Raw genomic sequence first — 26101 nt, 5'->3', positions numbered from 1 at the left:
CCCGTCGCCTTCCGCGCAAGCCGGTCCTGCCCTACGGCCTATCCCACGCCCAGGATCTGCTCGATCGGGTCGATCGCGAAGTACACCAGGAACAGTGCCGAGGTCCCCCACAGCAGCCAGTGCATCTCCTTCGCCCTGCCCAGCACCGACTGGATCAGCACGTAGGCGACGAAGCCGGCTCCGATGCCGTTGGTGATCGAGTAGGTGAACGGCATGACGGCGATGGTGAGGAAGGCCGGGACGGCGATGTCGTACCGGTCCCACGGGATGTGCCTGACCTGGGTCATCATCAGGAAGCCGACGGCGACCAGCGCGGGGGCCGCCGCCTGGAGCGGGACGATGGTCAGCACCGGGGTGAGGAACAGCGCCAGGGCGAACAGCCCGCCGGTGACCAGGTTGGCGAACCCGGTGCGGGCGCCCTCGCCGACACCGGCCGCCGACTCGACGTAGGAGGTCGCCGAGGAGGCGGAGGCGGCGCCGCCGGCGACGGCCGCGGCACCGTCGATGAGCAGCACCCGGCCGAGGTGGGGCACCTTGCCCTGCTCGTCCAGCAGCCCGGCCTCGGCACTGACACCGACGACCGTGCCCATGGTGTCGAAGAAATCGGACAGCACCAGGGTGAACACCAGCAGGACGATGGTGATGACGCCGGCCCGGCCGAAGGCGCCGAACAGGCTGAAGTCGCCGATGAGGCCGAAGTCGGGGGCGGAGACCACCGAGTCGGGCCACTCGGGCGTGGTCAGTCCCCAGGTGCGGACGTCGGCGAGGGCGTGGACGACGAGGGCCACCAGGGTCATGACCACGATGCTGACCAGGATGGCGCCGCGCACCTTGCGGGCCAGCAGGGCGACGGTCAGGAGCACGCCCGTGCAGAAGACGAGCATCGGCCATCCCGCGAGGGTTCCGGTGCCGCCCAGCTGAACGGGCACGGTGGTGTTCGCGGCGTCCGGGACCCGGGTGACGAACCCGGCGTCGACGAAGCCGATGAAGGCGACGAACAGGCCGATGCCGACGCCGATCGCCTGCTTCAGCGCCTGGGGGATCGCGTGCATGACGGCCTCGCGCAGGCCGGTCACCACCAGCACGCAGACGAGCAGTCCCTCCAGGACGATCAGGCCCATCGCGTCGTCCCAGCTCATCAGCGGGGCGACCTGGAAGGCGACGACGGCGTTGAGCCCGAGCCCGGCGGCGAGCGCGAGAGGGAGGTTTCCGCCGACGCCCATGACGATCGTCATGACGGCGGCCACCAGGGCGGTGGCGGTGGTGAGCTGGACGGGATCGAGCTGTTCGCCGAACTTGTCCTTCGCGCTGCCGAGGATCAGCGGGTTGAGGACGAGGATGTAGGCCATGGTGAAGAACGTGGCGAAGCCGCCGCGTATCTCCCGGCCGATGGTGGAGCCGCGCGCCGATATCCGGAAGAACCGGTCGACGGTGTTCCCCGCGGGGGGCGGGGAGGCCGGCTTGTCGGCCACCTGTTGCGAGTCGGACATGGCGAAGGCTCCTCGATACCTGAGTGGTCGTCGGCCATCACGGGTGACGGCGGTGCCTGAGTGGCACCCGGGCGGATGCTGGCTGGATTGTGCCCGGGGCGGGCCGCGTTCAGGTGTGCTGCGTGTTACGGATTCGGGTGACGGCCCGCTGTGCACCGTTCGACCCTCCAGACGGACCCGTGGATGATCACTGCTACGCTCCGGATCCCGCGCCCGGCCCGCTCCGGACGTTCACATGCCATCTACATGACACACACCGTCATATGCCGGGGCTCCTGGGCCCCGAACCCGCAGTAAGGGGAGGTGGCCCGTGGGCACGCTCATCGACGACGCCGCCTCCGTGGAGTTTCACGCCTTCTTCGAGCGTCACTACGCCGAACTCTCGCGGCTGGCCGTCCTGCTGACGGGCGAGGCGGACACCGCCGACGACCTGGCCGCGGACGCCCTGCTGGCGTTGTGGCACCGCTGGGACCGGGTGCGCGCCGCCGACCATCCGGCGGCGTACGCACGGGGCGTGGTCGCCAATCTGGCACGCACCCGCATACGCAGCGCGGTGCGTGAGCGGCGCCGGATCGCCCTGTTCTGGTCGCAGCGCGAGGAACGGGTCGAGAACCCGGACGTCGCGGGGGTCGTGGATGTGCGGGAGGCGTTGCGCCGGCTGCCGTTCCGCAAGCGTGCGTGTGTGGTACTGCGGCACGCCTTCGACCTGTCGGAGAAGGACACCGCGCTCGCCCTGGGTGTCTCGGTGGGTACGGTGAAGAGCCAGACCTCGAAGGGAATGGCCGAACTGCAGCGGCTGCTGGGCACGGCGGAGGTGCCACGAAGGGTGCACGCCGCGGCGGGGCGTCCGGGAAGGCCCGCCGGCGAGGACACGGAAAGGGACCGATGACGATGCGGCGGGACGTGCACGACGAGCTGCGTGCCCGGCTGCACGAGGTGGCCGGGGAGCACGAGCCCGACCGGGAGCGCATCCTGGCCCGGGTCGAGCGCGGCATGGCCCGCCCGGCCCGGCCCGACCGCCGGGCGACCCGCCCGCCGGTGCTCGGATGGATCCGGGTGGCGGGCACGACGGCCGCGGTGGCCGGAGTGCTCGCGGTGGGCGGCTTCGCGGTCGCCTCCGTGGTGACGGAGGAGGAGCCGCCCGCGCAGCGGCAGGTGGCGGTCTCGCCGACGCCCGGGCCCACACCGTCACCGGACGCGACGAGCCGGGCGCCCCTGCCGCCGGCGGAGCCGTCGGCGGACACCTCGGAGGGGACCGGCGGGCCGGGTTCGCCACCGGCCCGGACGCCGGGGACGGGAACGCCCGCCACGGAGACACCGGGGACCGCTCGACAGCCCCGGGGCGTCGAGGACGGGCCGTTGTGGTCGGACGGCTCGGTGGACCGGCACAGCAACGAGTTCTGGGCGCAGAGCAACGTCACCCTGAAGACCACCGAGCGGCTCACCGCGCTCACCGTGGAACTGCGGATCGCGCAGACCGGAGGCGTCTTTCCCACGGGGGCCTGGCGTTCCCTGCCCGAGAAGGACTTCAGCCTGACCACCGACGAGCGGGACGGTTTCGTCGTCTACACCTGGACCCTCAGGAAGGGCCGCACGATCGCGCCGGGCGAGTGGGTCTTCGCGGGGCAGTACGACCACGCACGCGGCGGGCGGGACGCCGGGGCCGACACCTACACCGCGACGGCCGCCACCGGCTCCGGACAGCTCCTGGTGGGCGGTGACTTCGCGGCCCAGGACGACTGACGTGCGGGGGACGTCACGCCGTTCACCGGCGGGGCGACGGCGGCCGAGGAGGAGCCGGAAAAAACCTCCCCGGTCGCGGCAACTCTTTCCCACCGTGCGGCGACCAAGAGGCGAAACGATTCTCCTCACGCAAGGAACGAGCATGACTGCACGAGCCGAACAGCCCGCCTCCCACCGCCGCCGGACCGGCAGGAGGCGGGCGGTGATCGCCGGGGTCTCCGCGCTCGGCGTCACGGGTGCGGCGATCTTCACCTCGACGATGCTGTCCACCGCGAGCGCCGCCTCCTCGTGGCCCTCGGACACCGGCAGCAAGCCGGTGCCGAAGACCGTCCCGGTCTCCGGGGTGCTCGACGGCGGCATGAAGAAGTACTACGGCACCGGCGACCTGGGCGGCGACGGCCAGGACGAGGGCCAGGACCCGGTCTTCGAGCTGGCCGACGGTGCCACGCTCAAGAACGTCGTCATCGGCACCCCGGCCGCCGACGGCGTGCACTGCAAGGGCAGCTGCACGCTGCAGAACGTGTGGTGGCTGGACGTCGGCGAGGACGCCGCCAGCTTCAAGGGCACGTCGTCCTCGGCGCAGTACAGGGTGATCGGCGGCGGCGCGAGGAAGGCCGACGACAAGGTGCTGCAGTTCAACGGCGCCGGGACGCTGACGGTGAGCGGCTTCCAGGTCGAGGACTTCGGCAAGCTGGTGCGCTCCTGCGGCAACTGCAAGACGCAGTACAAGCGCACGATCGTGCTGAAGGACATCGACCTGACGGCCCCCGGCAAGTCGGTCGTCGGCATCAACACCAACTACGGGGACACCGCCACGCTGTCGCAGATCCGCATCCACGGGGACAGCAAGAAGAAGATGAAGACCTGCACCCGCTACCAGGGCAGCAACACGGGCAAGGAGCCGAAGGACCTCGGCTCCGGCGCCGACGGGAAGTACTGCAAGTTCTCGGACTCGGACATCACCTACAAGTGACCCTGCCGAGCACATGACCGGGGCCCCGGCGGGTGAACTCCCGCCGGGGCGTCCGCGGTGCCCGCGGGACGTCGGCGAAAACCGGCGAAACCTTTCGACCCCGCCACCCCGTCCACGCCGGTTGACGGGGCCCCACCAGCCGGTGGCACTCCCAGGGCCGACTCCAACAGAATCCCCCACACTCCCACAGGAGGGGCCATGCCTCCCCGGCCCGCCCGCACGCTCCTGCCCCGCCCCCTGTCCGTCGCCGCCCTCCCGGCGCTCCTGCTCGCCCTGCTGGTCTCCCTCCTCACCGCCGGGCCCGGCGCCGCGCGATCCGGAGCCCCACCCGTGCCCCAGGCCTCCTACGCCGGATACCTCTTCGCCTACTTCACCGGTGAGGGAACCGCCGACGGCGAGCAGATCCGCTACGCCCTCAGCCGCGGCAACAACGCGCTGAGCTGGCGTGAGCTGAACGGCGGCCGGCCGGTGCTGACCTCCACGATCGGGGAGAAGGGGCTGCGCGATCCGTTCGTGATCCGCTCCCCCGAGGGCAACAGGTTCTACCTGATCGCCACCGACCTGCGGATGTACCGAGGAAGCAGCGGCAGTTGGGACGAGGTCCAGCGGCACGGCAGCAAGTCGATCATGGTGTGGGAGTCCACCGACCTGGTGAACTGGACCGACCAGCGCCTGGTGCGGGTCTCCCCCGGCACCGCCGGCAACACCTGGGCGCCCGAGGCCTACTGGGACGCGTCACGGAACGCGTACGTCGTCTTCTGGGCGTCGAAGCTGTACGCCGCGGACGACCCCGGCCACACGGGATCGACATACAACAGGATGCTGTACGCGACCACGCGGGACTTCCGCACCTTCAGCGAGCCGAAGATCTGGAACGATCCCGGCTATTCGGTGATCGACTCCACGGTGGTCGAGCACCGCGGCACCTACTACCGGTACACCAAGGACGAGCGCGAGCCGTCCTCCGGCTCCCCGTGCTCGAAGTTCATCACCGGCGAGAAGTCGGCGGACCTGGCCTCGACGTCGTACACCTTCGTCGCCGACTGCATCGGCAGCGGGGCGATGAGCCGGGGCGAGGGGCCGACGGTGTTCAAGTCCAACACCGAGGAGAAGTGGTACCTGTTCATCGACGAGTACGGCGGCCGGGGCTACCTCCCCTTCGAGACGACCGACCTCGCCTCGGGCCGCTGGACCCCGTCCACCGCCTACCGGCTGCCCGCCAGTCCCCGGCACGGCACGGTGGTCCCGGTGACGCGGGCGGAGTACGACCGGCTGCTGGCCGCGTACCCGTAGGAGTCCGGGCCGGCCGCCGTCACAGGACGGAGGCGAGCCAGGCGTGGACCTCGTCCTGCATCGCGCCGTCGAAGACGTGGCCGCGGTCCGGCCACGTCTTCAGGCGCAGTCGGTGGCCGGCGTCCTGTGAACGCCACACGGTACGCAGCCGGCTGTACGCGGTGTGCACGCCGTCGGCGGGGAACAGCGGGTCGAGCCCGCCGTGGAAGAACAGCATCGGCCGGGGTGCGGCGATGCTCGCCACGTCGGGGATGTCCAGGTGCCGGGTGAGGCCGGGGTGGAGCATGTGGAAGGCCGACTGCCCGCGCAGCGTGTTGTTGCCGGGCACCGTCATGTCCTTCAGCCCGGTCATCCAGCACACGCTCGCCGCGGCCGCGATGTGGTCGCTGAGCGCGGCCACCTGCCAGGCCCGGTAGCCGCCCATGGAGAAACCCAGGGCGGCCACCCGGCGGGCGTCCACCCTCTCGAGGCCGGCCAGGAAGGCGGCGGCGCGCTGGTCCTCGCGGGCGTGGAGCCCGGCGAGCGAGGAGCCGAGGTGGAAGAGGTTGCTCGCCAGTTCCTGCTGCCGCTCGTAGGCCAACGGCCCCCGCTCGCCCCAGCCCAGGGCGTCCAGACAGAGCACGACGTAGCCGTGCCGGGCGAGTTCGTCGCCGACGAAGCGTCCGCCGAAGTGCCGCGCGGCCCACTGCTCGGCGGAGGCGAGACGGGTGCCGGTGTCGTCGTACCAGGGGCGGACGCACTTCTCCTTGCCGATGTCGAAGCGGGAGCCGTGGTCGTGCAGGAGCAGCACGGCGGGGAAGGGGCCGGTACCGCGCGGGGTGAGCAGCGCGCCGCGGACCCTGCCGTAGCGGGTGAGGGAGAGGGTCACCACCTCGCGCGTGCAACCGTCCTCCTGCCCGCTTCCGGCGGGGCCCGCGGTGAACTCGGGTGCGTACGGGGTGTCCGTCTGGTCGTCCACGACGAGCAGGTCCTCGACCTTGTCCCGGGCCGCCCGCCGCCACGCGTCGAAGTCCCGGACGGGCGAGGTGCCCCAGGCGAGGGGGAACGTCAGGTCGTCCTTGAGCGCCCGGTGGAGGCCGGGCGGGCCCGGGACAGGGATGCGGGCGGGGGCGGAGGTCACTTCGCGGCCGGCCGGGGGTGCCAGTCGCCGAGGTAGGCCCCGGGAGTGTGGGCGGCGGCCTGGGCCCGGGTGAGCCGGGGCCGGTTCTCCGGGACGGTGACCGCGGCACCGGGACCGCTGTTGCGGTACTCGGCGAAGCGCTGGTCCTGCCAGGGATGGCCGGCTGCCATGTCGGTGCAGGGCGCGACCGCGTCGATGCCGGGGCCGAGGTGGGTGTCGCGGACGGTGAGCATCGGGCGGGCGGTGGGGTCGGAGCTGGGCACCCAGGGGCGGGCCAGCTTGTAGTAGCCGTCGGGCGCCTCGCTGCTGACCCTGCTCTGCGTGACGAGGTAGCCGCGCGGGTTGGCGCCGGCCGTGGAGGGTGCGAAGACGAAGCCGTACGGGGCGCCGGTCAGGTCCGGGCGGGTCAGGGTGCGGAAGTGGCAGTGTGCGAAGACGGCGGTCGCCCGGCCGAAGACGAAGTCGACGTCGCCCTCGGCGTAGCAGTGCGAGAAGTACTGGCGGGCGAAGGTGTCCCGGGAGAGGGAGTCGGCGTACAGGGTGTCCTGGTGGCCGAGGAACCGGCAGTGGGTGAAGGCACTGCGGTCGCCCTGCACCTTGAGGGCGACGGCCTGGGTGCCGCTGGTGCCGGGGAGGTCGGTGCGCAGCCAGTCGTTGGCGAAGGTGATCCACCGGGCGGTGAAGCCGTCGGGGCGCACGGTGGTGGTCGCGGAGCCGGAGGTGCCGTGGGTGCCGGAGCCGTCCGGCTTCGGAGTGCCGGCCGCGTTGTCGTACACGATGACCACGTCGCGCGGGTCGTGCGAGGCGCCGATCCAGGTCATGCCGGTGCGGTCGGCCTCCACGGAGACCGTCTCACGGTAGGTGCCGGGGGCCAGGACGAGGACGCGTCCGGTGCCGGTCGCGGCGGTCACGGCCGCCTGGACGGAGGTGAAGTCGCCGGCACCGCCGGGGTGGACGTACAGGGTCTTTGGGGTCAGGCGGTCGGCGGGCGAGCCGTACCGGCCGAACGGGCGGCGCGGGTGACCGGTGGCCCGGGCGGCCTGCGCGGGGGCGGCGGCCAGGGCGAGCGCGGTGGCGGTGGCGGTGGCGGCCGAGGCGCCCGCGAGCAGGAGGCCCCGCCGGGAGACGGGCACCGACGTGTGCGGGGACGACGGCAGCGGACGGCCGTGGGGCGAGGGCATGCGGATGCTCCTTCGGTACGGGACCGGGCGGACCGGGGCGGAGGGGAGCGGGAGGGACGGACCGGGGCGGGCGCGCGCCACAGTGGGGGCGGCACGCGCCCGCCCCGGCGTCAGGGGTGCGCGGAGCGGGGGAGGTCAGCGCAGACGGCCCGCTCCCGCGCCGTGCTTGACCAGCGCCGGGACCGCCCGCACCCGGTCGACGTCGGCGCGCAGGGTGGGTGTCCAGCCGGCACCGGACCGGAGGGGCTCCTCGGGGATCTCCGCGTTGTGCACGGCGATCAGGTCGACCCGCTTGCCGTTGACGAGGTTGTTCCGGGCCGTGAGCGGCGAGTCGTTCCACCGCTTGAGGATCTTCCCCGGAGTGACGCCCTTCGCCAGGGTGAACGCGTTGTGCTCGGCGACGAGCTGGGACTCCTTGCCGATGCCGAAGCTGTAGGAGAAGCCCTGTTCCGCCACGAAGTGGTTGTTGTAGACGTCGACCTGTCCGAAGCGGACCCGCGGCGCGCGCTCGACCAGCTTCGAGAACAGGTTGTGGTGGAAGGTCGCCTTCAGCCTGCCCCGGTCTCCGGCGGCCGTGGACTCGCTGTCGCTGTTGCCGATCAGGATCGTCTTGTCGTGCTCGGTGAAGACGTTCCAGGAGGCGGTGACGTAGTTGGCGCCGCGGACGATGTCCAGCTCGCCGTCGTGCTGCTGGTACAGCATCCCGAAGTGGGTGGGGGCGGCGCTGTCGGGGTGCTCGCCGTCGGTGAAGGTGTTGTGGTCCAGCCAGACGTGGGTGGAGTTGTACACGACGGCGGTGTCGTACTCGGAGTTCCAGTTGCCCCGGTCGCCGTCGGTCGGGTCCCACTGCGGGAAGCAGTCGAGGGGGCTCTCGAGGGTGAGGTTGCGGACGATGACGTTGTCGACGTCCTTGATCTGCAGGCTGGCGCCCTTGAACCCGGCGTTCCTCCCGATGCCGATGATCGTGGTGTTGGCGGGGACGTTCGCTTTGATCTCGGTGTTCTGGTTCGCCGCCGAGGCCCTGCGCAGGCCCTCGGGGCTGTCGTCGCCCTCGTCGCTCAGGTCCTGTTCCAGGCCCCAGGTCTCGGGCGCGTACTTCTCCAGGTAGGCGTCGAAGTCGTAGCCGGGGGCGGCGAGCGAGTCGCAGCCCGCGGAGACCGCGTCGATGGTTTCCCGCACCTTGATGATCTTCGGTGCGCTGCCGCCGTCCGCCAGGGCCGCCTTGAACCCGGCCCAGTCGCTGACGGTGTAGACGTGCTCGGGGGCGGCGTCGGCGCCTCCGGTGGTGCCGGTGCCGTGGGACGCCCAGCCGTCGTTCGCGCCGAGGGTCTGCCGGGCGGGGTCGCGGTGCTTGCCGGGGTGATCGCCGTGGTGAGGGCCGTGGGCCTGGGCGCCGGTGCCGGTCAGGGCCAGTACGAGGGCGGTGCAGCCGGCCAGCGTGGCGGCCTTCGTCGTGGCATGCGCATGCCATGCAGGTCTGTTCATGGTGCGGCTCTCCCTTTTTCTCGTTCGGTCGGTCAGGCGGTGGCGCCGGCGTCCGGCCAGGTGATCCACGCTTCGGGGATCACGTCGTTCAGCCGGCGCACCTCCCGCGGCGCGAGCACCCGGGTGCGCAGCAGTTCCCGGGCGACCAGCCGCGCCACGGCGATCGCGCCGGGCGGGTTGAAGTGCGTGTTGTCCTGCTCGGTCGCGGTCCAGTTGAAGTACTTCTTGGTCTCCTCGACGCCGAGCTCCTGCCACAGCGCCAGCGACAGGGCCTGGGTGTCGAGCAGCGCGACCCGCTCCTCGCCGGCCAGCGCCCGCATCGCCGCCGGGTAGTCGCCGTGGCTCGGCACGGCGGCACCGTCCGCGTCGAACCTCCGGCGTTCCACGGCGGTGGCCAGCACGGGCCGCGCCCCGCGGGCCCTGGCCCCGTCGACGTACAGCCGCAGGTAGTCCTGGTACGTCGTCCAGGGCTCGGTGTGGCGGGCCGGGTCGGTGGCCTTCTCGTCGTTGTGCGCGAACTGGATCAGCAGGAGGTCGCCGGGCCGGACGGCGGCGAGGATCGCGTCCAGCCGCCCCTCGTCGACGAAGCTCTTCGAACTCCGCCCGTTCACGGCATGGTTGACGACATCCAGGCCGGGGCGGAGCAGGAAGGGGAGCGTCGTGCCCCATCCGGTCTCGGGGGCGGCGTCGGCGTATTTCCGGGCCGCGGTGGAGTCCCCGGCGATGTACAGGGTGCGGGGGCGGGGGCGCCCGGGGGCGGCCCGGGCGGTGCCGGTCACGGCGAGGGCGAGGGGAAGTCCGAGACCGGCGGCGGAAACCTGTCTGCGAGTGAGCGACACAAGCCTGTGCCTTTCAGCAAGGGTCCGGGAGGCGCCGTGCGGGGCGCGGGACTGTACCTGTGTGCGGGGCCGCACCGGGGCGGGCGCGGCTGGTCGCGGGGGCGGCCCGTGGCCCGGAAGGGACGGGCCGCCCCCGCGGTATCACCGGATACCGGGGACCGGACATGCGGCACGGGACACCGGATCCGGTGGTGCTGCCGGCTGCCGAACGCCGCTCAGGCCATCTGCTCCTGCCACTCGGCCTGGGCCTCGTTCAGCTGCTCGGCCAGGTTGTCGAGGAAGTCCTTGGCGCTCATGTCCCCGAGCAGCACCTTCTGGAAGCCGGGCTCGTTGTCGGCCTTGGAGATGGTGTTCCAGTCGGGCAGGTAGTACGGCAGCTGGACGATCGTCGTCGACCCGTCGCTCAGCGCGTCCGCGGCCAGCTTCGTCGGCTCCGCCTTCCGGATCCAGTCGTCCTCGGCGGCGTCGAGGTGGGCCGGCACCTGTCCCGCGGACTCGTTGAACTTCGAGTTGGCCTCGGCCGAGGTGGCGTACTCGATGAACTTCCAGGCGGCGTCCTTGTTCTTGGAGCTCTGGAACACGCCGAGCCCGTCGACCGGGTTGGAGACCTGGACGCGGGCCCCGTCGGGTCCGGTCGGCTGCGGGATGCCCCGGAACGTGTCGGCACCGAGCGCCTTCACGTGGTCCTGGTAGGAGCCGAGGTTGTGGTTGAGCATGCCGATGGTGCCCGAGTCCCACTGCGCGACCATCTTGGTGAAGTCGTTGTTCAGGTCGGCGGCGGGAGTGACCTTCTTGAACAGGTCCGCGTACTTCTCCAGGGCCTCGACGTTCTTCGGGTCGTTGACCGTGGTCTTCTCACCGGTGGAGTCCCAGAACGTGGTGATGCCGGACTGCCCGTACATCGCGTCCAGGGCCTGCGCGACGGAGCCGGCGCCGCCGCGGATGGTGTAGCCGAACTCGTTCTCGCCCTTGTTGGTGAGCTTGCCCGCGGCCTCGAAGAAGCGGTCCCAGGTGGTCGGCTCCTCGAGACCCGCCGCCTCGAACAGGTCGGTGCGGTAGTAGAGGACTCCGTTGTTCGCGGAGGTCGGGATCGAGTACAGCTTGTCGTCACCGCCGCCGGCGGCCCGCAGCGACTCGGCCATGTCCTTGTTGAGCTTCCCGTCGAGGGACGACTCCCCCAGCCGGTCGTCCAGCGGGGCGAGCGCCTGCTGGGCGGCGAAGCCCGCGAGCATCGCCGCGCCGACACCGCCGACGTCCGGCAGGCCGCCGCCCTGGATGGCGGTGTCGACCTTGGACTGGTACTCGGTGGACGCGATCCCGACGTAATCGACCTCGATGTCCGGGTTGGCCTTCTCGAAGTCGGCGATGATCTCCTTCCAGATGTCGGTACGGATACCGCCGTTGTTGTCCCAGAAGGTGATCTTGCCCGTGCCGTTGCCCTCGGCACCCTGGTCGCCGCCCGCGCCGCTGCCGCTGTCGCCGCAGGCGGTGACGGTCAGCGCGAGCACGGCGCCCAGGGCGACGGCGGCCGACGTCCGGCGCCTGCCAGTGCTGCTGCTTCTGCGATTGCTGATCTTCATTGGTCGGCTCTCTTCCTGCTTCTGGTTCTTCTGGTTCCAACGGGACTTTCTGGACTTGCTGGACTGCAGGTGGGGGCGTACGGAGGCCGGTGGTTACGTGGGGCTGATCCTGAACCGCGTGAAGGTCGCCGTCCCGGCGTGCCCCTGACCCGTCGGGGCGAGGGCGGTCAGGCCGAGCAGGGCGCCGACCCAGCGCCACGGGGTGGCGGCGAAGACCTGCCCGGAGGGACGAAAGCCGTCCCCGGTGTCGTACGAGAAGCGGCAGCGGGCTCCGGGGCCGGCCTCGATCCGCAGCCGGGCCCGGCCCTCGGGGGCGAGCCGGGGGTGACCGGCGTCGCGTTCGCTCTCGGCGACCGTCTCGGCGAACCGGTGCACGAGGCGCGCCGTGCCGTCCGCGTCGCGCTGGAGTCCGATCCAGGCGTAGGCGTCCCCGAGGACGGCGAGGCCCGCCCGTGCTCCGGGCTCCTCGCTGTCGAGCCGCAGTTCCACCTCGACGGTGCACGGGGTGCCGGGCAGCCGCTGGGTGAGGACGTTGGGCAGTGTGCGCAGGTCGTGCGCGTCGGCGGTGCGGACGCAGGTCAGCCGCAGACCGTCGGCGGAGTGCTGGGTGGCCCAGCCGTCCCGGGGGTTGGCCGTCCACTGCCACTGACGGCCGTGCCGGCCGCCCGGGAAGTCGTCGTCGGTGGCGGGCGCGGCGGCGGGCTGGGCGGGCAGGTCCGGGCGGCGGTGCTCCGCGACCGGGGCGCCGTCGTCCCCGATCACCGGCCAGCCGCCGGCGCTCCCCCTCCCGCCTTCGCCCGGCCCGGAGGTGTCCGCGGCCCGCTCCCAGCGCATCGGCTGGAGGTGCACGACCCTGCCGTACGCCCCGCGCTGCTGGAAGTGCAGGAACCAGTCCTCACCCGACGCAGTGCGCACCCAGCCGCCCTGGTGGGGTCCGTTGACGTCGGTGTCCCGCTGTTCCAGGACGACCCTCTCCTCGTACGGACCGAAGAAGTCGCGCGACCGGAAGGCGCCCTGCCAGCCGGTCTCCACTCCCCCGGCGGGCGCCAGGATCCAGAACCAGCCGTCGTGCCGGTAGAGCTTGGGCCCCTCCAGGGTGAACCAGCCGGGGATGCGGTCGGCGTCGACGATCACCTTGCCCTCGTCGAGGAGTCCGGTGCCGTGGGGGTGCATGCGGTGGCCGGTGAGACGGTTCTTGATGCCGGAGCGGGACCTCGCCCAGGCGTGCACGAGGTACGCCTCGCCGGTCTCCTCGTCCCACAGCGGGCACGGGTCGATCAGGCCCTTGCCCGCCTTCACCAGGTGGGGGCGGGTCCAAGGGCCGCGGATCCCGGGGGCGTTGATCTGGAAGACGCCCTGGTCGGGGTCGCCCCAGAAGATCCAGAAGCGGTCGTCGTGGTGGCGCAGGGAGGGCGCCCAGACCCCGCGGTCGTGCCGGGGCACCGCGAACTCGCCCTCGGGTTCCAGGCGTTGCAGCGCGTGGCCGACGAGCGTCCAGTTGACCAGGTCGCGGGAGTGCAGCAGCGGCAGCCCGGGGGCCCGGCCGAAGCTGGAGGCGGTCAGGTAGAAGTCGTCCCCGACGCGGATCACGTCCGGGTCGGACCAGTCGGCGTCGAGCACCGGGTTGCGGTAGATGAGGTCCGTCGGCGGGGCGCTCACGGGCTCACCGCCTTGCGGACCAGGGCGGCGGCGGCGTCCCTGCCGAGGCGGCCGTCGGCGACAACGGTGACGACGCGGCGGACCACCGTCTCCCCGGGCGGGACGGGCAGCCGTGCGTCATGGGCGAGGGAGGATCCGACGCCGGGGTACTCGGCGGTGCGCACGAACCAGGGGTCGCGGCGGGTCGCCGCGGTGGCTCCGGCGAACACCAGCGTCCAGTCGGCGCCGGCCAGGGCCAGCCAGTCGGCCGGGCGCCCGTGTGCCGTCTCCGCTCCCTGGGCGGAGGCGGTGAAGACGTCCGGCTCCGGCTCCTCCTTGCGGGCCCGCCAGAAGAAGCCTCCGTAGGCGGCGCCGGGGCGGCCGTTGGTGGCCGGGCTGCCGACCGAGAGGGGGTCCGTGGTGACGTTGGTGAGGGAGAAGGTGAAGTCCAGCGCCCAGGCGGTGTCGGTGAGTTCGGTGGCGGCGACGGTGCGGCGCTCCCGCAGCAGCTCGCCCGGGGCGGCGATCCAGCGCAGCTCCTCCACGAAGCCGTCGGGGTCCCGGAGCTGGAAGCCGGAGTGCCGCTGGGAGCCGTGGTTGTCCAGCTCGGTCGGGCCCCGGTCACGGACGTAGGTGCGCCCGCCCCAGAAGTTGTTCCCCTCGACGTCGGGAACGGCGACACCGACGCCGAGGTGGTGGGTGTGGTCCGCGGGCGACAGTTCGGTGACCACCGTGCCCGCCAGGGTGGTGACGGGGTGCAGATACGGGCGCGGGGAGAGCCTCGGGGGCAGCTCGGGCCGGGTGACGTACCGGCCGACCGGCCGGCCCGCGACGCGCAGGACCGCGAAGTCGTCGCTGGTCATCGGGTGCTCACCTCTTTCGGTGGGTGCGGTGCGGACGGTTCCTCGGACTGCCGTACGGACTCGGGTACGTCCTGTGGTGCGGGCAGGGCCCAGGAGGCGCCGAGTTCGGAGTAGAGGGACAGGGTGTCGGCGGCGGCCGCGACGAGGCCGTCGACGCCGGGGACGACCCGGCGGTTCTCGCCGGGGACGTGGTGCCAGGCGCCGGCGGGCAGCGGGGCGGGGTCGGGGGCGCGCCGGATCGCCTCGACGACCTTCATGAAGGCGCCCGTCCCGTCCGGCGTGACGAGCAGCGGGGCGCCGGTGACGAGGTGGTCGACGAGGTTCTCCAGCAGGTCGGTCCGGCCGAAGCGGAGTTCCTCGGGACCGTGGCCGGCACGCTGGACCAGGACGCGGTCCTGCTTGTACCAGAAGGTGATCCGGCCGCTGGTGCCGTGCACGAGGACGTACGGCTCGTCGGCCCGCTCGGCGCACAGGGTCGCGGCGACGGTGACCGGCAGGCCCTGTGCGGTGGTGACGCGGACGCAGGAGGTGTCGTCGGACTCGATGTCGTTGGCGCGCAGCAGTTCGGTCTCGATACCGGTGGCGTCCTCGGCGCGGGTGCTGCCGGCCAGCGCCAGGGCGGTGGCGACGGCGTGGGCGAGGGGGTTGGTCAGCGCCCCGTCGATCACGTCGACGCCGTCCAGTCGGCGCCGGCCCGCCCAGGGCGCCCGCCGGAAGTAGTCCTCCGGGCGTACCCAGGCCCCGGCGGCGCCGATCCCGGTCGGCCGGCCGATGGCGCCGTCGGCGACCAGGGCGCGGATGGCGGGCACGGCGTGCGAGCCCAGTGACTGGAAGCCGATCTGGCAGGCGACCCCCGCGGCGGCGACCCCGTCGGCCATCCGCAGGTACTCGGCGCAGGACGGCGCCGGCGGCTTCTCCAGCAGGAGGTGCACGCCCCGTCCGGCCGCGGCGAGGGCGAGGTCGGTGTGGGTGTGGATCGGGGTGCAGACGACCGCGATGCGGGCCCCGGTGGACTCCAGCAGGGCGCCGAAGTCGGCCGACTGCTCGGGTGGCCGGCCCCCGGGCCGGCCACCCCCGAACTCGTCCTCGGTGAGCGGGGTGAGCTCGCAGATACCGGCCAGCCGGACGAGCCCGTCCTCCTGGAGCCTGCGGATGTTCGCCAGGTGCCAGCGGCCGTGGCCGCGGGCACCTGCGAGCACGACGGGCAGCGGTTCTGCCGGCGGCTCGGGCCGGGAGGTGGCACCGGAGGGAGCCCCCAGAGCGGCCCGAGCTGCGGCGTCGGGTGCGGTCATCCCTTCACCGCCCCCGCGCTGAAGCCGGTGATCAGCCACTTCTGGATGAAGGCGAACACGATCACGACGGGCACGGCCGCGATGATGCCGCCCGCGGCGAGGGCGCCGAGGTCGACGCTGTCCGCGCTCATCAGGGTGTTCAGACCGACGGGGATGGTCTGCTTCTCCTGGTTGTTGAGGAACATCAGGGCGAACAGGAAGTGGTTCCAGGAGTGGACGAAGGCGAAGGAGCCGACGGCGATCAGTCCGGGCCGCAGCAGCGGCAGGACGACCACCCGGAACGCCCGCATCCTGCTGCACCCGTCGACCCAGGCGGCCTCCTCCAGGGAGTACGGCACGTTCTTGATGAAGTTGCTGATCAGGATCATCGACAGCGGGAGCTGGAAGACCGTCTCGGCGATGATGACGCTGCCGAGCGAGTTGATCATCTGCAGTCCGGCGAAGATCTCGAACAGCGGGACCAGGAGCAGCGCGCCGGGCACGAACTGGGAGCACAGCAGGGCGAGCATGAAGACCCGCTTGACGCGGAAGTCGAACCGAGCGAGCGCGTAGCCGCCGGCCAGGGCGACCAGCGTCGTCGTGATCAGGGTGGCGACGCCCACGAGCACGCTGTTCTGGAAGAAGGTGCCGAAGGCCCGGTCCGTCCACACCTTCTCGAAGTGGGCGGTGGTCATCGGCCAGGGCACCAGCGAGGTCGAGCCGGCCGGGCGCAGGGCGAAGAGCAGGATCCAGTAGAAGGGGACGAGGGTGAACAGGAGGTAGATGCCCAGGGGGAGGTAGATGTGGCAGCGGGGCACCTCGTCCCAGGCCCGGTGCTTCTTCCTCGCGGGGCGGCTCGGCGGCTCGGCGGCGGAGCGCGCGGGGGCGGGGGCGGCCGGGGCGGCCTCTTTGGTGATCACTTGCTTTCGCCTCCGAACTTGCTCAGCCGCAGGTAGACGATCGAGCAGAAGAGCAGGATCACGAACGCGACCGTGGTGAGGGCCGACGCGTAGCCGAAGTCGTGGGCGTCGACGCTGGTGTTGGCGATGTACAGCGGGAGCGTCGTGGTCACGCCGGCCGGTCCGCCGCCGGTGAGGGTGTAGAGCAGGTCGACGTTGTTGAACTCCCACACCGCGCGCAGCAGCGTGGACAGGATGATGGCGTCCTTGAGGTGGGGCAGCGTGATGTGCGTGAACTGCTGGAAGCGGCTGGCCCCGTCGACCTCGGCGGCCTCGTACAGGTCCTTGGAGACGGACTGGAGGTCGGCGAGGATGAGGATGGCGAAGAAGGGGACGCCGCGCCACAGGTCGGCGACGACCACCGCCGAGAAGACGGTGGAGGTGTCCGAGAGCCAGCTGGTGCCGTAGTCGCCGATGCCCATGTCGGCGAGGTAGCGGGTGATGCCGGTCTGGGAGTTGTAGAGGAGCACCCAGATCGCCGAGGTCAGCACGCCGGAGACGGCCCACGGGGAGAAGACCAGCGCGCGGCCGATGCCCCGGCCGATGAAGGTCTGGTTGACGATGAGCGCCAGCGCGAGCCCGAACATCAGCTGGAGGCCGACCTCGACGACGACCCACTTGGCGCTGAAGACCAGGGTGTCCCAGAACAGCGGGTCCTCGGTGAAGAGGTGGACGAAGTTGTCGAAGCCCGCGAAGCCGTTCCGCCACGGCTTGGTGGGGTTGTACTCCTGCAGGCTGTAGTAGAAGACGCTGATGACCGGGTAGGCGATGAAGCCCAGCATGAGCAGGCCTGCCGGGGCGATCAGCAGGTAGGGAAGTCTGCGCGGCGTGGCGGAGGCACGGCGCCGCCTCGGTGGCGTGGGCGGTTTCGCCACGGCTGCGGCTTGGGCCATGACTGTTCTCCGTTTCTCGGTGTACGTCGTGCATGCGGTGCGGAGGTGAAGCGCTTTCTCCTCGGATGTGCGGGGGTCCACGCGGTCCGGGGCCGGACCCCGCTGTGCGGGGGTGGTGCTCGCGGTCAGCCCGCGTAGGGGTCCTGCACCGTGCCCGGCCGGGCGAGGAACTCGAAGTCGCAGCCGGTGTCGGCCTGGGTGATCTGCTCGTTGTAGAGCGCGCCGTATCCGCGCTCGTACCGTGCGGGCGGGGGCGTCCATGCGGCCCTGCGCCGGTCCAGCTCCTCGTCGTCGATCTCGAGCCGGAGCAGCCGGCGTTCGACGTCGAGGGTGATCAGGTCCCCGGTGCGTACGAGGGCCAGCGGTCCGCCGACGTACGACTCGGGGGCGATGTGCAGCACGCAGGTGCCGTAGCTCGTGCCGCTCATCCGGGCGTCGGAGATCCGCACCATGTCCCGTACCCCCTGCCTGAGCAGGTGGTCGGGGAGCGGCAGCATGCCGTACTCGGGCATGCCGGGTCCCCCCTTGGGGCCGGAGTTGCGCAGCACCAGCACGTGGTCGGCGGTGATGCCCAGGTCCGGGTCGTTGATGGTGCGCTGCATGGTCCGGTAGTCGTCGAAGACGACGGCCGGGCCGGTGTGCCTGAGCAGGTGCGGTTCGGCCGCGATGTGCTTGATGACGGCGCCGTCGGGGCAGAGGTTGCCGCGCAGGACGGCGACCCCGCCCTCGTCGGCGACGGGCTTGTCCCGGGGCCGGATGACGTCGTCGTGGTGCACCTGCGCGCCGGCGATCTGTTCGCGCAGGGTGTCGTGGGAGACGGTGGGCCTCTCCAGGTGGAGCAGGTCCTCGATCCGGGAGAGGAACCCGGGCAGGCCCCCCGCGAAGTGGAAGTCCTCCATCAGGTAGGTCTGTCCGCCGGGCCGTACGTTGGCGAGCACCGGGACGGTGCGGGCGATGCGGTCGAAGTCGTCGAGGGTCAGGGAGACACCCGCGCGGCCGGCCATGGCGATCAGGTGGATCACGGCGTTCGTGGAGCCGCCGAGGCCCAGGACGGTCGTCACCGCGTCCTCGAAGGCGTCCGCGGTGAGGATGTCGCTCAGCTTCCGGCCCCGGTGGACCAGTTCGACGATGCGCAGCCCGGCCGCGGCGGCCATCCGGTCGTGCCCGGAGTCGACGGCCGGGATGCTGGAGGCGCCCGGAATCGTGACGCCGAGGACCTCGGCGGCGGCGGTCAGTGTGGACGCCGTGCCCATGGTCATGCAGTGGCCGGGCGAGCGGGCCAGACCGCTCTCCAGCTCCTGCATCTCGCAGTCGCCGATGACGCCGGCCCGCTTGTCGTCCCAGTACTTCCACATGTCGGTGCCGGAGCCGAGCACCTCGCCCCGCCAGTGCCCCGGCAGCATGGGGCCGGCCGGCACGAACACCGTCGGCAGGTCGACGCTGGCCGCACCCATGAGCAGGGCGGGCGTGGACTTGTCGCAGCCGCCCATCAGCACGGCTCCGTCGACCGGGTAGGAGCGCAGCAGTTCCTCGGTCTCCATGGCGAGGAGGTTGCGGTAGAGCATCGGGGTCGGCTTCTGGAAGGTCTCGCTGAGCGTGGAGACCGGGAACTCGAGCGGGAAGCCGCCCGCCTGCCACACCCCGCGCTTCACGGCCTGCGCGCGGTCGCGCAGGTGGACGTGGCAGGGGTTGATGTCGGACCAGGTGTTGAGGATCGCGACGACGGGCTTGCCCAGGTGCTCCTCGGGCAGGTAGCCGAGCTGGCGGGTGCGGGCGCGGTGGCTGAAGGAGCGCAGGCCGTCCGTGCCGTACCACTGGTGGCTGCGCAGTTCCTCGGGCCGCTTCCTCGGTGTGCTCGCCGGTGTGTTCACACGGACCACCCCGCGGCTATCGCGGCGACCTCGGCCCGCTCGTCCTCGGGCAGCGGCCTGCTCGGCGGGCGGACCTCGCGGCGGCACAGGCCGAGCGAGGCGAGGGCCTCCTTGACGACGGTGACGTTGTTGGCGGAGCCGTTGGCGGCGCGCAGTTCCTCGAAGCGGCGGATCTGCTCCCAGACCTTCATCGCGGTCGCGTAGTCACCCGATCTGAGCGCCCCGATCATGTCGAGCGACACCGACGGGGCGACGTTGACCAGACCGGAGGTGAAGCCGGTGGCGCCCGCGGAGAAGTAGGAGGGGGCGTACGGCTCGGCGAGCCCGGCGACCCACACGAACCGCTCGAGGCCGGCGTCCCGCGCGAAGGCGGCGAACCTCGCCGCGTCCGGCACGGCGTACTTCACGCCGATGACGTTGGGGCAGGAGTCGGCGAGTTCGGCGAGGCGGGCGCCGGTGAGCTGGGGGTTGCGGATGTAGGGGACGACGCCCAGGTCGGGCACGGCCTCGGCGATGGCGCGGTGGTAGTCGACCCAGCCCCTCTGGGAGACGTAGGGGTGGACGGGCTGGTGCACCATCACCATCCGCGCTCCGAGGTCACGGGCGTGCCGTGCGGAGGCGACGGCGGTCGGCACGTCGTGTCCCACGCCGACCAGGACGGACGAGCCGTCGCCGGTCTCCTCGAGGGTCAGCCCGGTGACCGTGCGCCGCTCCTCGGGGGTGAGGGCGTAGAACTCGCCGGTGTTGCCGTTGGGCGTCAGGGTGGTGATGCCGGCGTCGAGGAGGCGGCGCAGCAGGGCCCGGTATCCGGCCGGGTCGACGGAGCCGTCCTCGGCGAACGGGGTCACCGGGATCGCCACCACGTCGGCCAGGGCCGCCCGCTGGGTCTCGAACGTGGTCGTCATGCCTGACCGTCCTCTTTCTGGGCTGCCGGGGCGGCCGTCGCTTCGGGGGTGTCCGTGGCTTCGAGGATCTCCTGGGCTTCCCGGATTCCCAGGCCTCCCAGGCCTTCCTCGGCTCCGAGTTCCGCACCGGGGAAGGCCCGTAGTACGAAGGAGGCGATGTGCGCGTGCAGGGCGCGCGCCGCGCCGCCCGCGTCGCCGGCCAGGGCGAGCCGCAGGATCTCGCGGTGCTCGCTCGCCTCCCGCTCCCAGGAGGGGTCGGCGGCCCAGGCGACGGCGGAGACGAGTGCGGCCTGGTCGCGGACCTCGTCGAGCATCCGGCTGAGCAGCGGGTTGCCGCACGGCAGGTACAGGGCGCGGTGGAACTCGCGGTTGGTCAGGGAGCGTTCGGCGGTGTCGGTGGCCTCGTCGGCCCGCGTCAGCGCGTCGCGGGCGGCGTCCAGGGAGGCGCCTCGGCGGACGGCGCGCCGCAGCGCCTCGGGTTCGAGGAGCAGCCGCACGTCGTAGACCTCGCGTGCCATGTCCGCGTCGACCATGCGCACCGTGACGCCCTTGTACTGGCTCATCACGACCAGTCCGGTGCCGGCCAGGGTCTTGAGCGCCTCCCGCACCGGGGTCTTGGACACCCCGAACTGCGCGGCGAGTTCGGTCTCGACCAGAGCCTGGCCCGGCGTGAGCCGGCCGGTGAGGATGCGTCGTTTGATCTCTTCCAGCACGTACTGCGTGCGGGAGGGGATCGGCATGGGCACAGAGGTCATGCGCGCCTCTCGGGATCTCGCATATCGCGTCTCATATATGACGTACGAAGTACGACGCGATGAAACTAGGAGCGGCCCGGGGTTTCGTCAATGCTTCCGACAAAGGAAGTTCGGGTTTCGTCGCCGCGCGCATGCGCCGGCCGGGCACCCGCGGCGGCCGGGCACCCGTCCTGCCCGGCCGCTCGGGAGACCTCCCGGTCAGACCCCGGGCGCCCACCCCGGATCGCGGCCGCTCAGCCCCACTGTCCGGTCCAGCAGCGGGGCGTCGGGCGGTACGGGCACGACGGGGCCGAAGACGCCCTCGCCGCCGTCCCGGCCGGGTTCCGCCGCCGCGGCGAGGAGAAAGGCGTGCGCGGCCTCCAGTGCGGCGGGGTCGGGGGCGTAGTCCCGGCCGGTGGCGCGGGCCAGGTCCCAGCCGTGGATCACCAGTTCGTCGGCCGCCACGGCTCCGGCCACCCCGCCGGGCAGGTCGACACCCCCGGCCCTGGTCGTACCGGTCCAGGCCCCGGGGTCCCGCCACGCCTCGGCGAGTTCGCCGAGCACCACGGGCAGGTCCTCGCGCCAGCCGGGGTCGAGGTCCGGCAGGGCGGCGTCGGGGCTGGTGTCGGTGGTGGCGCCGAAGTTCCTGCGCCCCGCGTCACGGAAGGCGACGCACAGTCCGGCGAGGTGGCCCAGCAGGTGGCGCACCTCGTACTCCGGGCAAGGCGTCCCGTCCGTCAGCTGCTCGTCGGTGACGTCCTGGGCGAGACGCGCCACGATCCGCACCTGCGGTCCGAGGTCGAGGGTCGGGATCGCAGTCGGGATCGCAGTCGCAGTCGGGGGCGGGGTCGGGGTCGGGTCGGTCATGGGGTACTCACTCCTCGCGTTTTCCCTCACGGCGTCGCGTGCCCGGATCCGGGTACGGCGCCGCCGGCGGTTCGGTTCCTGGAGGGTGGACCGGCCCCGGCCCCGGAACTCATCGCCTCAGAGGGTGGCGAGTGCCCCCCTCACCTGCTCCAGATCACCGTCCGAGGCCAGTCCCACGTGGTACAGCCGCAGTTCCGTCGCGCCGAGGCGGCGGGCCTCGGTCGCGTCCGCGGCGAGGGTGGCGGGGCTGCCGCCCACGCCGGAGACGACGGTGAGGTTGGCGGCGAGGACCGTGGCCGGACGGTTCGACTGCGCCTCCCCTGCCCCCCGTGCCTCCCGCGCGAACGGGGTCAGCGAGGCGGGGCTTCCCGTGCAGGGGACGACCACACCGTCGGCGACGGAGAGGATGTGCGCGGGGTCGACACCGGCGTTGGCGCCGCAGTGGTAGGAGACCGGGTCCGCGTGCAGCAGGACCTGGAAGCCCTCGGGGGCCGCGTCGCGTACCGCACGGACCGCTGCCTCCTGGAGCGTGCGGGCCGTCGCGTCGCGCCACGCGCGCGTGGCGGCCGCCGTGTCCTCGCCGAGGAGCTCGCCCACCCCCGCCCAGCCTCCGCCGGAGGGCGCCCCCCGCCACACCGGCTCCAGGGCGGCCCGTACGGTCGCGGCCAGTTCACCGGCGTCCAGGCCCTGAGCCCCGTAGCCCTCGCGGCAGGACGGACAGAAGCACAGGGACATCAGGTACTGCCCGGCGTCGCCCAGGCCGACGCCGGCGGTCTTGTCGTGGGCGTGCAGGTGGGCGAGGCCGTACCAGCCGAGGGACTCCAGTTCGGTGCCGCTCGCCCCGGGCCGTACCGCGGCTTCCGCGGCCAGGGCGGTGAGGTAGGCGCGCGTGGCGGGCTGCGCGATGCAGGGGGCCCAGGGGTAGCGGTCGCCGTAGGCGTTGACGACCGAGGTGTCCGGATGGTCGGCGCCGAGGCGGGAGTTGTGCGCGAGCACGACCCAGGTGTTCACCTGGAGGCCGGCGGCCGCGAGCGCGTCGGCGGCCTCGCCGAAGGCGTCGCCGGGCGCCCAGTCGCCGGACGGGTACGGGCGCGGGGTGCGGCCGGCCCAGCGGGCGCCGGGCGGGTAGAGCACGGCCGCGTGCTCGGCGGTGACGATGCGGTGGCGCGGGTGACGGGGAGTCAGCGCGCGCGTGGAGTGGTAGGCGGAGGCGAGCGTCACCTGCGCCACGCCGAGCCCGGCGATCCGTGCGGGGGCCTCCGGATCCCCGTTGACGTCCCAGGGGTAGACGAACGCCGATGCCCTCACTTGGCCTCCTCGATCAGTGCGAGTCCCCGCTCGATCAGCCGAGCGAGTCGCCTGACATGATCCCCGGCCGGCTCGTCGAGTGGCGGCCGGACCTCGCCCACGTCCAGGCCGCGCAGCCGCACCCCCGCCTTGACCAGGGAGACGGCGTATCCGTGGCCCTGGTCGCGCAGTTCGACGAAGGGCCGGTAGAAGCCGTCGAGCAGGCGGTCCACGGTGGCCCGGTCGCCGGTGTGCAGGGCCCGGTGGCAGGCGAGGGCGATCTCGGGGACGAAGCAGAACACCGCGGACGAGTAGAGGGTGACACCGAGGGCGCGGTAGGCGAGCTGGGTCTGCTCGGCGGTGGGCAGGCCGTTGAAGTACAGGAACTCGCCCGGGACTTCGGTGCGTACGGCACTGACGATCCGCTGCATGTGGTCGAGGTCGCCGTGGCCGTCCTTGAGGCCGATGATCCCCTCGGTGCGGGCCAGGTCGACGACGCCCTCGGGCGTGAACAGGGCGTTGTCGCGCTGGTAGACGATCACCGGGAGGGTGGTTGCCGCGGCGAGTGCGCGGTAGTGCCGGACCAGGCCCGCCTGGCCGGCCCGCACCAGGTAGGGCGGCATGGCGAGCAGCCCGTCCGCCCCGGCCCGCTCGGCGATCCCGGCCCAGCGCACCGCGAGGCCGGTGCCGTATCCGGCGCCCGCGACGACCGGGACGCGTCCGTCGGCCGCCTCGACGGCGACCCGCACGCACGCTTCGAACTCCTCGGGTGTCAGGGCGTGGAACTCCCCGGTGCCACAGCAGGCGAAGACGGCGGCGGCCCCGGCCTCGACCCCGCCGCGCACATGGAGCCGGTAGGTCTCGAGGTCGACGGAGCCGTCGGGTCCGTAGGCGGTGACCGGGAAGAACAGCGGTCCGCTGGGGATGCCGAGTCGGGCGGCGAGAGGGGCTGGTGTCACAAGCTCTCCCAGGTCCACATTCTTGACTGATGTCTATATTTCTGAACGAGGTCACGCTAGGGCGCTCCCGGGGCGCCGGTCAAGCGCACCGACCTGTCACGCGCCGGCCGATTTCCCCAGCCCACGAAAGGACGGGGGATACTTGACGGGCGACGGAACACCTCCTTACCGTGTCCACGCATATGAATGCCGTGCACGCACATGCACGGCCGGTGACGCAAGGAGATCCTCGATGCCCGCTCCCCGCACCGTCCTGCTCACCGGCGCCGCCGGCGGTCTCGGCACCCTGATGCGGGCCCTGCTCCCGGACTACGGCTACGAACTGCGCCTGCTCGACCTGCGGCCGGTCGAGGGCGAGCCGGACGCGGTCGTCGCGGATCTGGCCGACCGGGAGGCCGTGCGCGAGGCGGTCCGCGGGGTCGACGCGATCATCCATCTCGCGGGCATCTCCCTGGAAGCCCCGTTCGAGAAGATCCTCACGGCGAACATCGAGGGCACGTACCACCTGTACGAGGCCGCGCGCGAGGAGGGCGTGGAGCGCATCGCCTTCGCCTCCTCCAACCACGCCGTCGGATACACCCCGCGCCCCCGGGGCGACGACCCCCTGATCCCCGTCGACACCCCGCGCCGCCCGGACACCTTCTACGGGCTGTCCAAGTGCTTCGGCGAGGACCTCGCCCAGCTGTACTGGGACAAGCACGGCCTGGAGACCGTCTCCGTACGCATCGGCTCCTGCTTCCCCGAGCCGACCAGCGTACGGATGCTCTCGGTGTGGATGAGCCCCGCCGACGGCGCCCGCCTCTTCCACGCGGCCCTGACCGCCGAGGACGTCGGCCACACGGTCGTCCACGGCTCGTCCGCCAACACCCGGCTGTGGTGGGACCTCACCTCCGCGCGCGCCCTCGGCTACGACCCGCAGGACGACTCCGAGCCGTTCGCCGCGAAGCTCGTCGCCGAGCAGGGCGAACTGGACCCGGCCGACCCGGCGCAGGCACGCCTGGGCGGACGCTTCGTCACCGATCCGCCGATCTGGCCGCACTGACGACATCTGCGGCACGGCGCCGGGGGTACGGCGGCGGAAAATCGACGTCCACAGCGGCGGGCGGGCACCGAACGGGCCCGCCCGCCGCCGCATTCGGGCACCCGCGGCGCCCGCTTCCCCGCCCCCCTCCGCCCCCGTCCAGGTCCGAGGCGGACCCCTCCCGAGCCGAACGGGCACAAACGGGCAGGACCGGTCACTCAACAGGCCTGGTCAGCTCCGCACACCCGCTGTACAACTTCCTGCAGGCCCTCAAGGGGCCCGAACGGGCAACCGACGCAGGAAGCAGGTGTGCGGCCATGAGCGACAGAACGGCCGAGGAGCGCCAGCGCGAGATCGTACGGGTGGCACGCGCCACCGGCTCGGTCGACGTGACGACGCTCGCCGCCGATCTGGGCGTGGCCAAGGAGACCGTACGGCGGGATCTGCGCGTCCTGGAGGACCACGGCCTGGTGCGCCGCACCCACGGCGGCGCCTATCCCGTGGAGAGCGCCGCCTTCGAGACCACGCTCGCCTTCCGTGCCACCAGCCATGTGGCCGAGAAGCGGCGGGTCGCGAACGCGGCGGCCGAGCTGCTCGGCGACGCGGAGACGGTGTTCGTCGACGAGGGCTTCACGCCGCAGCTCATCGCCGAGGCGCTGCCCCGGGACCGGGCACTGACCGTGGTCACCGCCTCCCTGCCGGTCGCGGGCGCGCTCGCCGAGACCGGCACCGTGTCCGTCCTGCTGCTCGGTGGCCGGGTCCGCTCCGGCACCCTCGCCACCGTCGACCACTGGACGACGAGGATGCTCTCCGGTTTCGTCATCGACCTGGCGTTCATCGGCGCCAACGGCATCTCGCGCGAACACGGCCTGACCACGCCCGACCCGGCGGTCAGCGAGGTCAAGACACAGGCGCTGCGGGCCTCGCGCCGGGTGGTGTTCGCGGGCGTCCACAGCAAGTTCGGGGCGGTCAGCTTCTGCCGGTTCGCCGACGTCGGCGCGCTGGAGGCGATCGTCACGAGCACGCTGCTCCCGGCGGCCGAGGCCCACCGCTACTCCCTGCTGGGCCCCCAGGTCATCCGCGTCTGACCGACGACGACCCGGCGGCCCCCACCGCACCACCGCACCGA

Annotated in this window: 22 protein-coding genes and 1 pseudogene; 6 read left to right on the top strand and 17 right to left on the bottom strand. The window is 72.2% G+C overall.

The features are described 5' to 3' along the window. Positions 1 to 38: 38 nt before the first annotated feature. Positions 39 to 1490, bottom strand: a complete 1452-nt coding sequence (locus tag TU30_RS07970) for an NCS2 family permease (RefSeq protein WP_042166358.1) — start codon at positions 1488 to 1490, stop codon at positions 39 to 41. Positions 1491 to 1800: 310 nt separating this feature from the next. Between TU30_RS07970 and TU30_RS07965 the strand changes: the two genes are divergently transcribed. From TU30_RS07965 to TU30_RS07950, 4 genes and pseudogenes are all read left to right on the top strand, one after another. Further along, positions 1801 to 2379 carry a SigE family RNA polymerase sigma factor gene (locus TU30_RS07965; protein WP_042166356.1) on the top strand — a complete coding sequence of 193 codons (579 nt, stop codon included), beginning with the start codon at positions 1801 to 1803 and terminating at the stop codon, positions 2377 to 2379. Then, the gene (locus TU30_RS07960; protein ID WP_042166353.1) at positions 2376 to 3233 is read left to right on the top strand and encodes a hypothetical protein; all 858 of its coding nucleotides are present in this window, start codon (positions 2376 to 2378) and stop codon (positions 3231 to 3233) included. Before TU30_RS07965 ends, TU30_RS07960 begins: the two co-directional genes overlap by 4 nt. Positions 3234 to 3375: 142 nt before the next feature. After that, complete coding sequence (locus tag TU30_RS07955) at positions 3376 to 4206, top strand: pectate lyase (protein WP_042166350.1); 831 nt, start codon at positions 3376 to 3378, stop codon at positions 4204 to 4206. A 198-nt stretch (positions 4207 to 4404) separates the two neighbouring features. Next, positions 4405 to 5496: pseudogene (locus TU30_RS07950) on the top strand (glycoside hydrolase family 43 protein); the annotation flags it as partial. A 22-nt stretch (positions 5497 to 5518) separates the two neighbouring features. Here the strand turns inward: TU30_RS07950 and TU30_RS07945 are convergent. The 16 genes from TU30_RS07945 to TU30_RS07870 all read right to left on the bottom strand — a co-directional run bounded on the left by TU30_RS07945 (position 5519) and on the right by TU30_RS07870 (position 23951). Beyond that, positions 5519 to 6619 carry a dienelactone hydrolase family protein gene (locus TU30_RS07945; protein ID WP_078878168.1) on the bottom strand — a complete coding sequence of 367 codons (1101 nt, stop codon included), beginning with the start codon at positions 6617 to 6619 and terminating at the stop codon, positions 5519 to 5521. Beyond that, a complete protein-coding gene (locus tag TU30_RS36975) occupies positions 6616 to 7800 on the bottom strand; it encodes a pectinesterase family protein (protein ID WP_042166348.1) in 1185 nt (394 codons plus the stop codon). Before TU30_RS36975 ends, TU30_RS07945 begins: the two co-directional genes overlap by 4 nt. A gap of 135 nt (positions 7801 to 7935) precedes the next feature. Then, entirely contained in the window at positions 7936 to 9285 is a 1350-nt protein-coding gene (locus TU30_RS07935) for a polysaccharide lyase family 1 protein (RefSeq protein WP_042166346.1), read from the bottom strand. 32 nt (positions 9286 to 9317) lie between these two features. Beyond that, positions 9318 to 10124, bottom strand: a complete 807-nt coding sequence (locus TU30_RS07930; RefSeq protein WP_042166343.1) for a rhamnogalacturonan acetylesterase — start codon at positions 10122 to 10124, stop codon at positions 9318 to 9320. Between the two features lie 215 nt (positions 10125 to 10339). Further along, positions 10340 to 11704: a sugar ABC transporter substrate-binding protein gene (locus tag TU30_RS07925; RefSeq protein ID WP_042166339.1), complete on the bottom strand. Its 1365-nt coding sequence runs from the start codon at positions 11702 to 11704 to the stop codon at positions 10340 to 10342. Positions 11705 to 11797: 93 nt separating this feature from the next. Continuing rightward, positions 11798 to 13363, bottom strand: coding sequence for a glycoside hydrolase 43 family protein (locus TU30_RS07920; protein WP_042166336.1), 1566 nt, complete (start codon positions 13361 to 13363; stop codon positions 11798 to 11800). Then, entirely contained in the window at positions 13360 to 14205 is an 846-nt protein-coding gene (locus TU30_RS07915) for a PmoA family protein (RefSeq protein WP_042166334.1), read from the bottom strand. Before TU30_RS07915 ends, TU30_RS07920 begins: the two co-directional genes overlap by 4 nt. After that, a complete protein-coding gene (locus TU30_RS07910) occupies positions 14202 to 15497 on the bottom strand; it encodes a Gfo/Idh/MocA family protein (protein ID WP_078878167.1) in 1296 nt (431 codons plus the stop codon). The genes TU30_RS07915 and TU30_RS07910 overlap by 4 nt, the downstream gene beginning before the upstream one ends. Beyond that, on the bottom strand, positions 15494 to 16396 hold the full coding sequence (locus TU30_RS07905; protein ID WP_042166332.1) for a carbohydrate ABC transporter permease: 903 nt from the start codon (positions 16394 to 16396) through the stop codon (positions 15494 to 15496). The genes TU30_RS07910 and TU30_RS07905 overlap by 4 nt, the downstream gene beginning before the upstream one ends. After that, a complete protein-coding gene (locus TU30_RS07900; protein ID WP_042166330.1) occupies positions 16393 to 17328 on the bottom strand; it encodes a carbohydrate ABC transporter permease in 936 nt (311 codons plus the stop codon). The genes TU30_RS07905 and TU30_RS07900 overlap by 4 nt, the downstream gene beginning before the upstream one ends. 125 nt (positions 17329 to 17453) lie before the next feature. After that, positions 17454 to 19199, bottom strand: coding sequence for an L-arabinonate dehydratase (araD, locus tag TU30_RS07895; RefSeq protein WP_042166636.1), 1746 nt, complete (start codon positions 19197 to 19199; stop codon positions 17454 to 17456). Then, positions 19196 to 20104 (bottom strand): dihydrodipicolinate synthase family protein, encoded by a 909-nt coding sequence (locus TU30_RS07890; RefSeq protein ID WP_042166327.1) that lies wholly within the window; start codon positions 20102 to 20104, stop codon positions 19196 to 19198. The genes araD and TU30_RS07890 overlap by 4 nt, the downstream gene beginning before the upstream one ends. After that, the gene (locus TU30_RS07885) at positions 20101 to 20859 is read right to left on the bottom strand and encodes a GntR family transcriptional regulator (protein WP_042166324.1); all 759 of its coding nucleotides are present in this window, start codon (positions 20857 to 20859) and stop codon (positions 20101 to 20103) included. The genes TU30_RS07890 and TU30_RS07885 overlap by 4 nt, the downstream gene beginning before the upstream one ends. Before the next feature lie 198 nt (positions 20860 to 21057). Beyond that, positions 21058 to 21705 (bottom strand): TIGR03086 family metal-binding protein, encoded by a 648-nt coding sequence (locus tag TU30_RS07880; RefSeq protein ID WP_078878166.1) that lies wholly within the window; start codon positions 21703 to 21705, stop codon positions 21058 to 21060. A gap of 117 nt (positions 21706 to 21822) precedes the next feature. Beyond that, positions 21823 to 23013 carry a hypothetical protein gene (locus TU30_RS07875; protein WP_042166322.1) on the bottom strand — a complete coding sequence of 397 codons (1191 nt, stop codon included), beginning with the start codon at positions 23011 to 23013 and terminating at the stop codon, positions 21823 to 21825. Beyond that, the gene (locus tag TU30_RS07870) at positions 23010 to 23951 is read right to left on the bottom strand and encodes a 5-dehydro-4-deoxyglucarate dehydratase (protein WP_042166320.1); all 942 of its coding nucleotides are present in this window, start codon (positions 23949 to 23951) and stop codon (positions 23010 to 23012) included. Before TU30_RS07870 ends, TU30_RS07875 begins: the two co-directional genes overlap by 4 nt. A 232-nt stretch (positions 23952 to 24183) precedes the next feature. On the opposite strand from TU30_RS07870, the gene TU30_RS07865 reads away from it, so the two are divergent. Both TU30_RS07865 and TU30_RS07860 read left to right on the top strand, forming a co-directional pair. Continuing rightward, the gene (locus TU30_RS07865; protein WP_042166318.1) at positions 24184 to 24993 is read left to right on the top strand and encodes an NAD(P)-dependent oxidoreductase; all 810 of its coding nucleotides are present in this window, start codon (positions 24184 to 24186) and stop codon (positions 24991 to 24993) included. A gap of 296 nt (positions 24994 to 25289) precedes the next feature. Beyond that, a complete protein-coding gene (locus tag TU30_RS07860) occupies positions 25290 to 26060 on the top strand; it encodes a DeoR/GlpR family DNA-binding transcription regulator (RefSeq protein WP_042166315.1) in 771 nt (256 codons plus the stop codon). Positions 26061 to 26101 lie beyond the last annotated feature (41 nt).

Origin of the sequence: Streptomyces sp. NBRC 110035 (assembly GCF_000829695.1) — a bacterium.
Classification (GTDB): domain Bacteria; phylum Actinomycetota; class Actinomycetes; order Streptomycetales; family Streptomycetaceae; genus Streptomyces.
Note: the sequence above shows the minus strand (reverse complement) of the source record. Positions and strands in the feature narration are given on the sequence as shown.

What these genes read in the sequence shown, in the direction of transcription:
- TU30_RS07890 (WP_042166327.1), bottom strand. Translation starts at nt 20,104, where the DNA reads ATGACGACCACGTTCGAGACCCAGCGGGCGGCCCTGGCCGACGTGGTG.
- TU30_RS07910 (WP_078878167.1), bottom strand. Translation starts at nt 15,497, where the DNA reads ATGACCGCACCCGACGCCGCAGCTCGGGCCGCTCTGGGGGCTCCCTCC.
- TU30_RS36975 (WP_042166348.1), bottom strand. Translation starts at nt 7,800, where the DNA reads ATGCCCTCGCCCCACGGCCGTCCGCTGCCGTCGTCCCCGCACACGTCG.
- TU30_RS07865 (WP_042166318.1), top strand. Translation starts at nt 24,184, where the DNA reads ATGCCCGCTCCCCGCACCGTCCTGCTCACCGGCGCCGCCGGCGGTCTC.
- TU30_RS07915 (WP_042166334.1), bottom strand. Translation starts at nt 14,205, where the DNA reads ATGACCAGCGACGACTTCGCGGTCCTGCGCGTCGCGGGCCGGCCGGTC.
- TU30_RS07955 (WP_042166350.1), top strand. Translation starts at nt 3,376, where the DNA reads ATGACTGCACGAGCCGAACAGCCCGCCTCCCACCGCCGCCGGACCGGC.
- TU30_RS07925 (WP_042166339.1), bottom strand. Translation starts at nt 11,704, where the DNA reads ATGAAGATCAGCAATCGCAGAAGCAGCAGCACTGGCAGGCGCCGGACG.
- TU30_RS07960 (WP_042166353.1), top strand. Translation starts at nt 2,376, where the DNA reads ATGACGATGCGGCGGGACGTGCACGACGAGCTGCGTGCCCGGCTGCAC.
- TU30_RS07970 (WP_042166358.1), bottom strand. Translation starts at nt 1,490, where the DNA reads ATGTCCGACTCGCAACAGGTGGCCGACAAGCCGGCCTCCCCGCCCCCC.
- TU30_RS07935 (WP_042166346.1), bottom strand. Translation starts at nt 9,285, where the DNA reads ATGAACAGACCTGCATGGCATGCGCATGCCACGACGAAGGCCGCCACG.
- TU30_RS07900 (WP_042166330.1), bottom strand. Translation starts at nt 17,328, where the DNA reads ATGGCCCAAGCCGCAGCCGTGGCGAAACCGCCCACGCCACCGAGGCGG.
- TU30_RS07880 (WP_078878166.1), bottom strand. Translation starts at nt 21,705, where the DNA reads ATGACCGACCCGACCCCGACCCCGCCCCCGACTGCGACTGCGATCCCG.
- TU30_RS07885 (WP_042166324.1), bottom strand. Translation starts at nt 20,859, where the DNA reads ATGACCTCTGTGCCCATGCCGATCCCCTCCCGCACGCAGTACGTGCTG.
- TU30_RS07860 (WP_042166315.1), top strand. Translation starts at nt 25,290, where the DNA reads ATGAGCGACAGAACGGCCGAGGAGCGCCAGCGCGAGATCGTACGGGTG.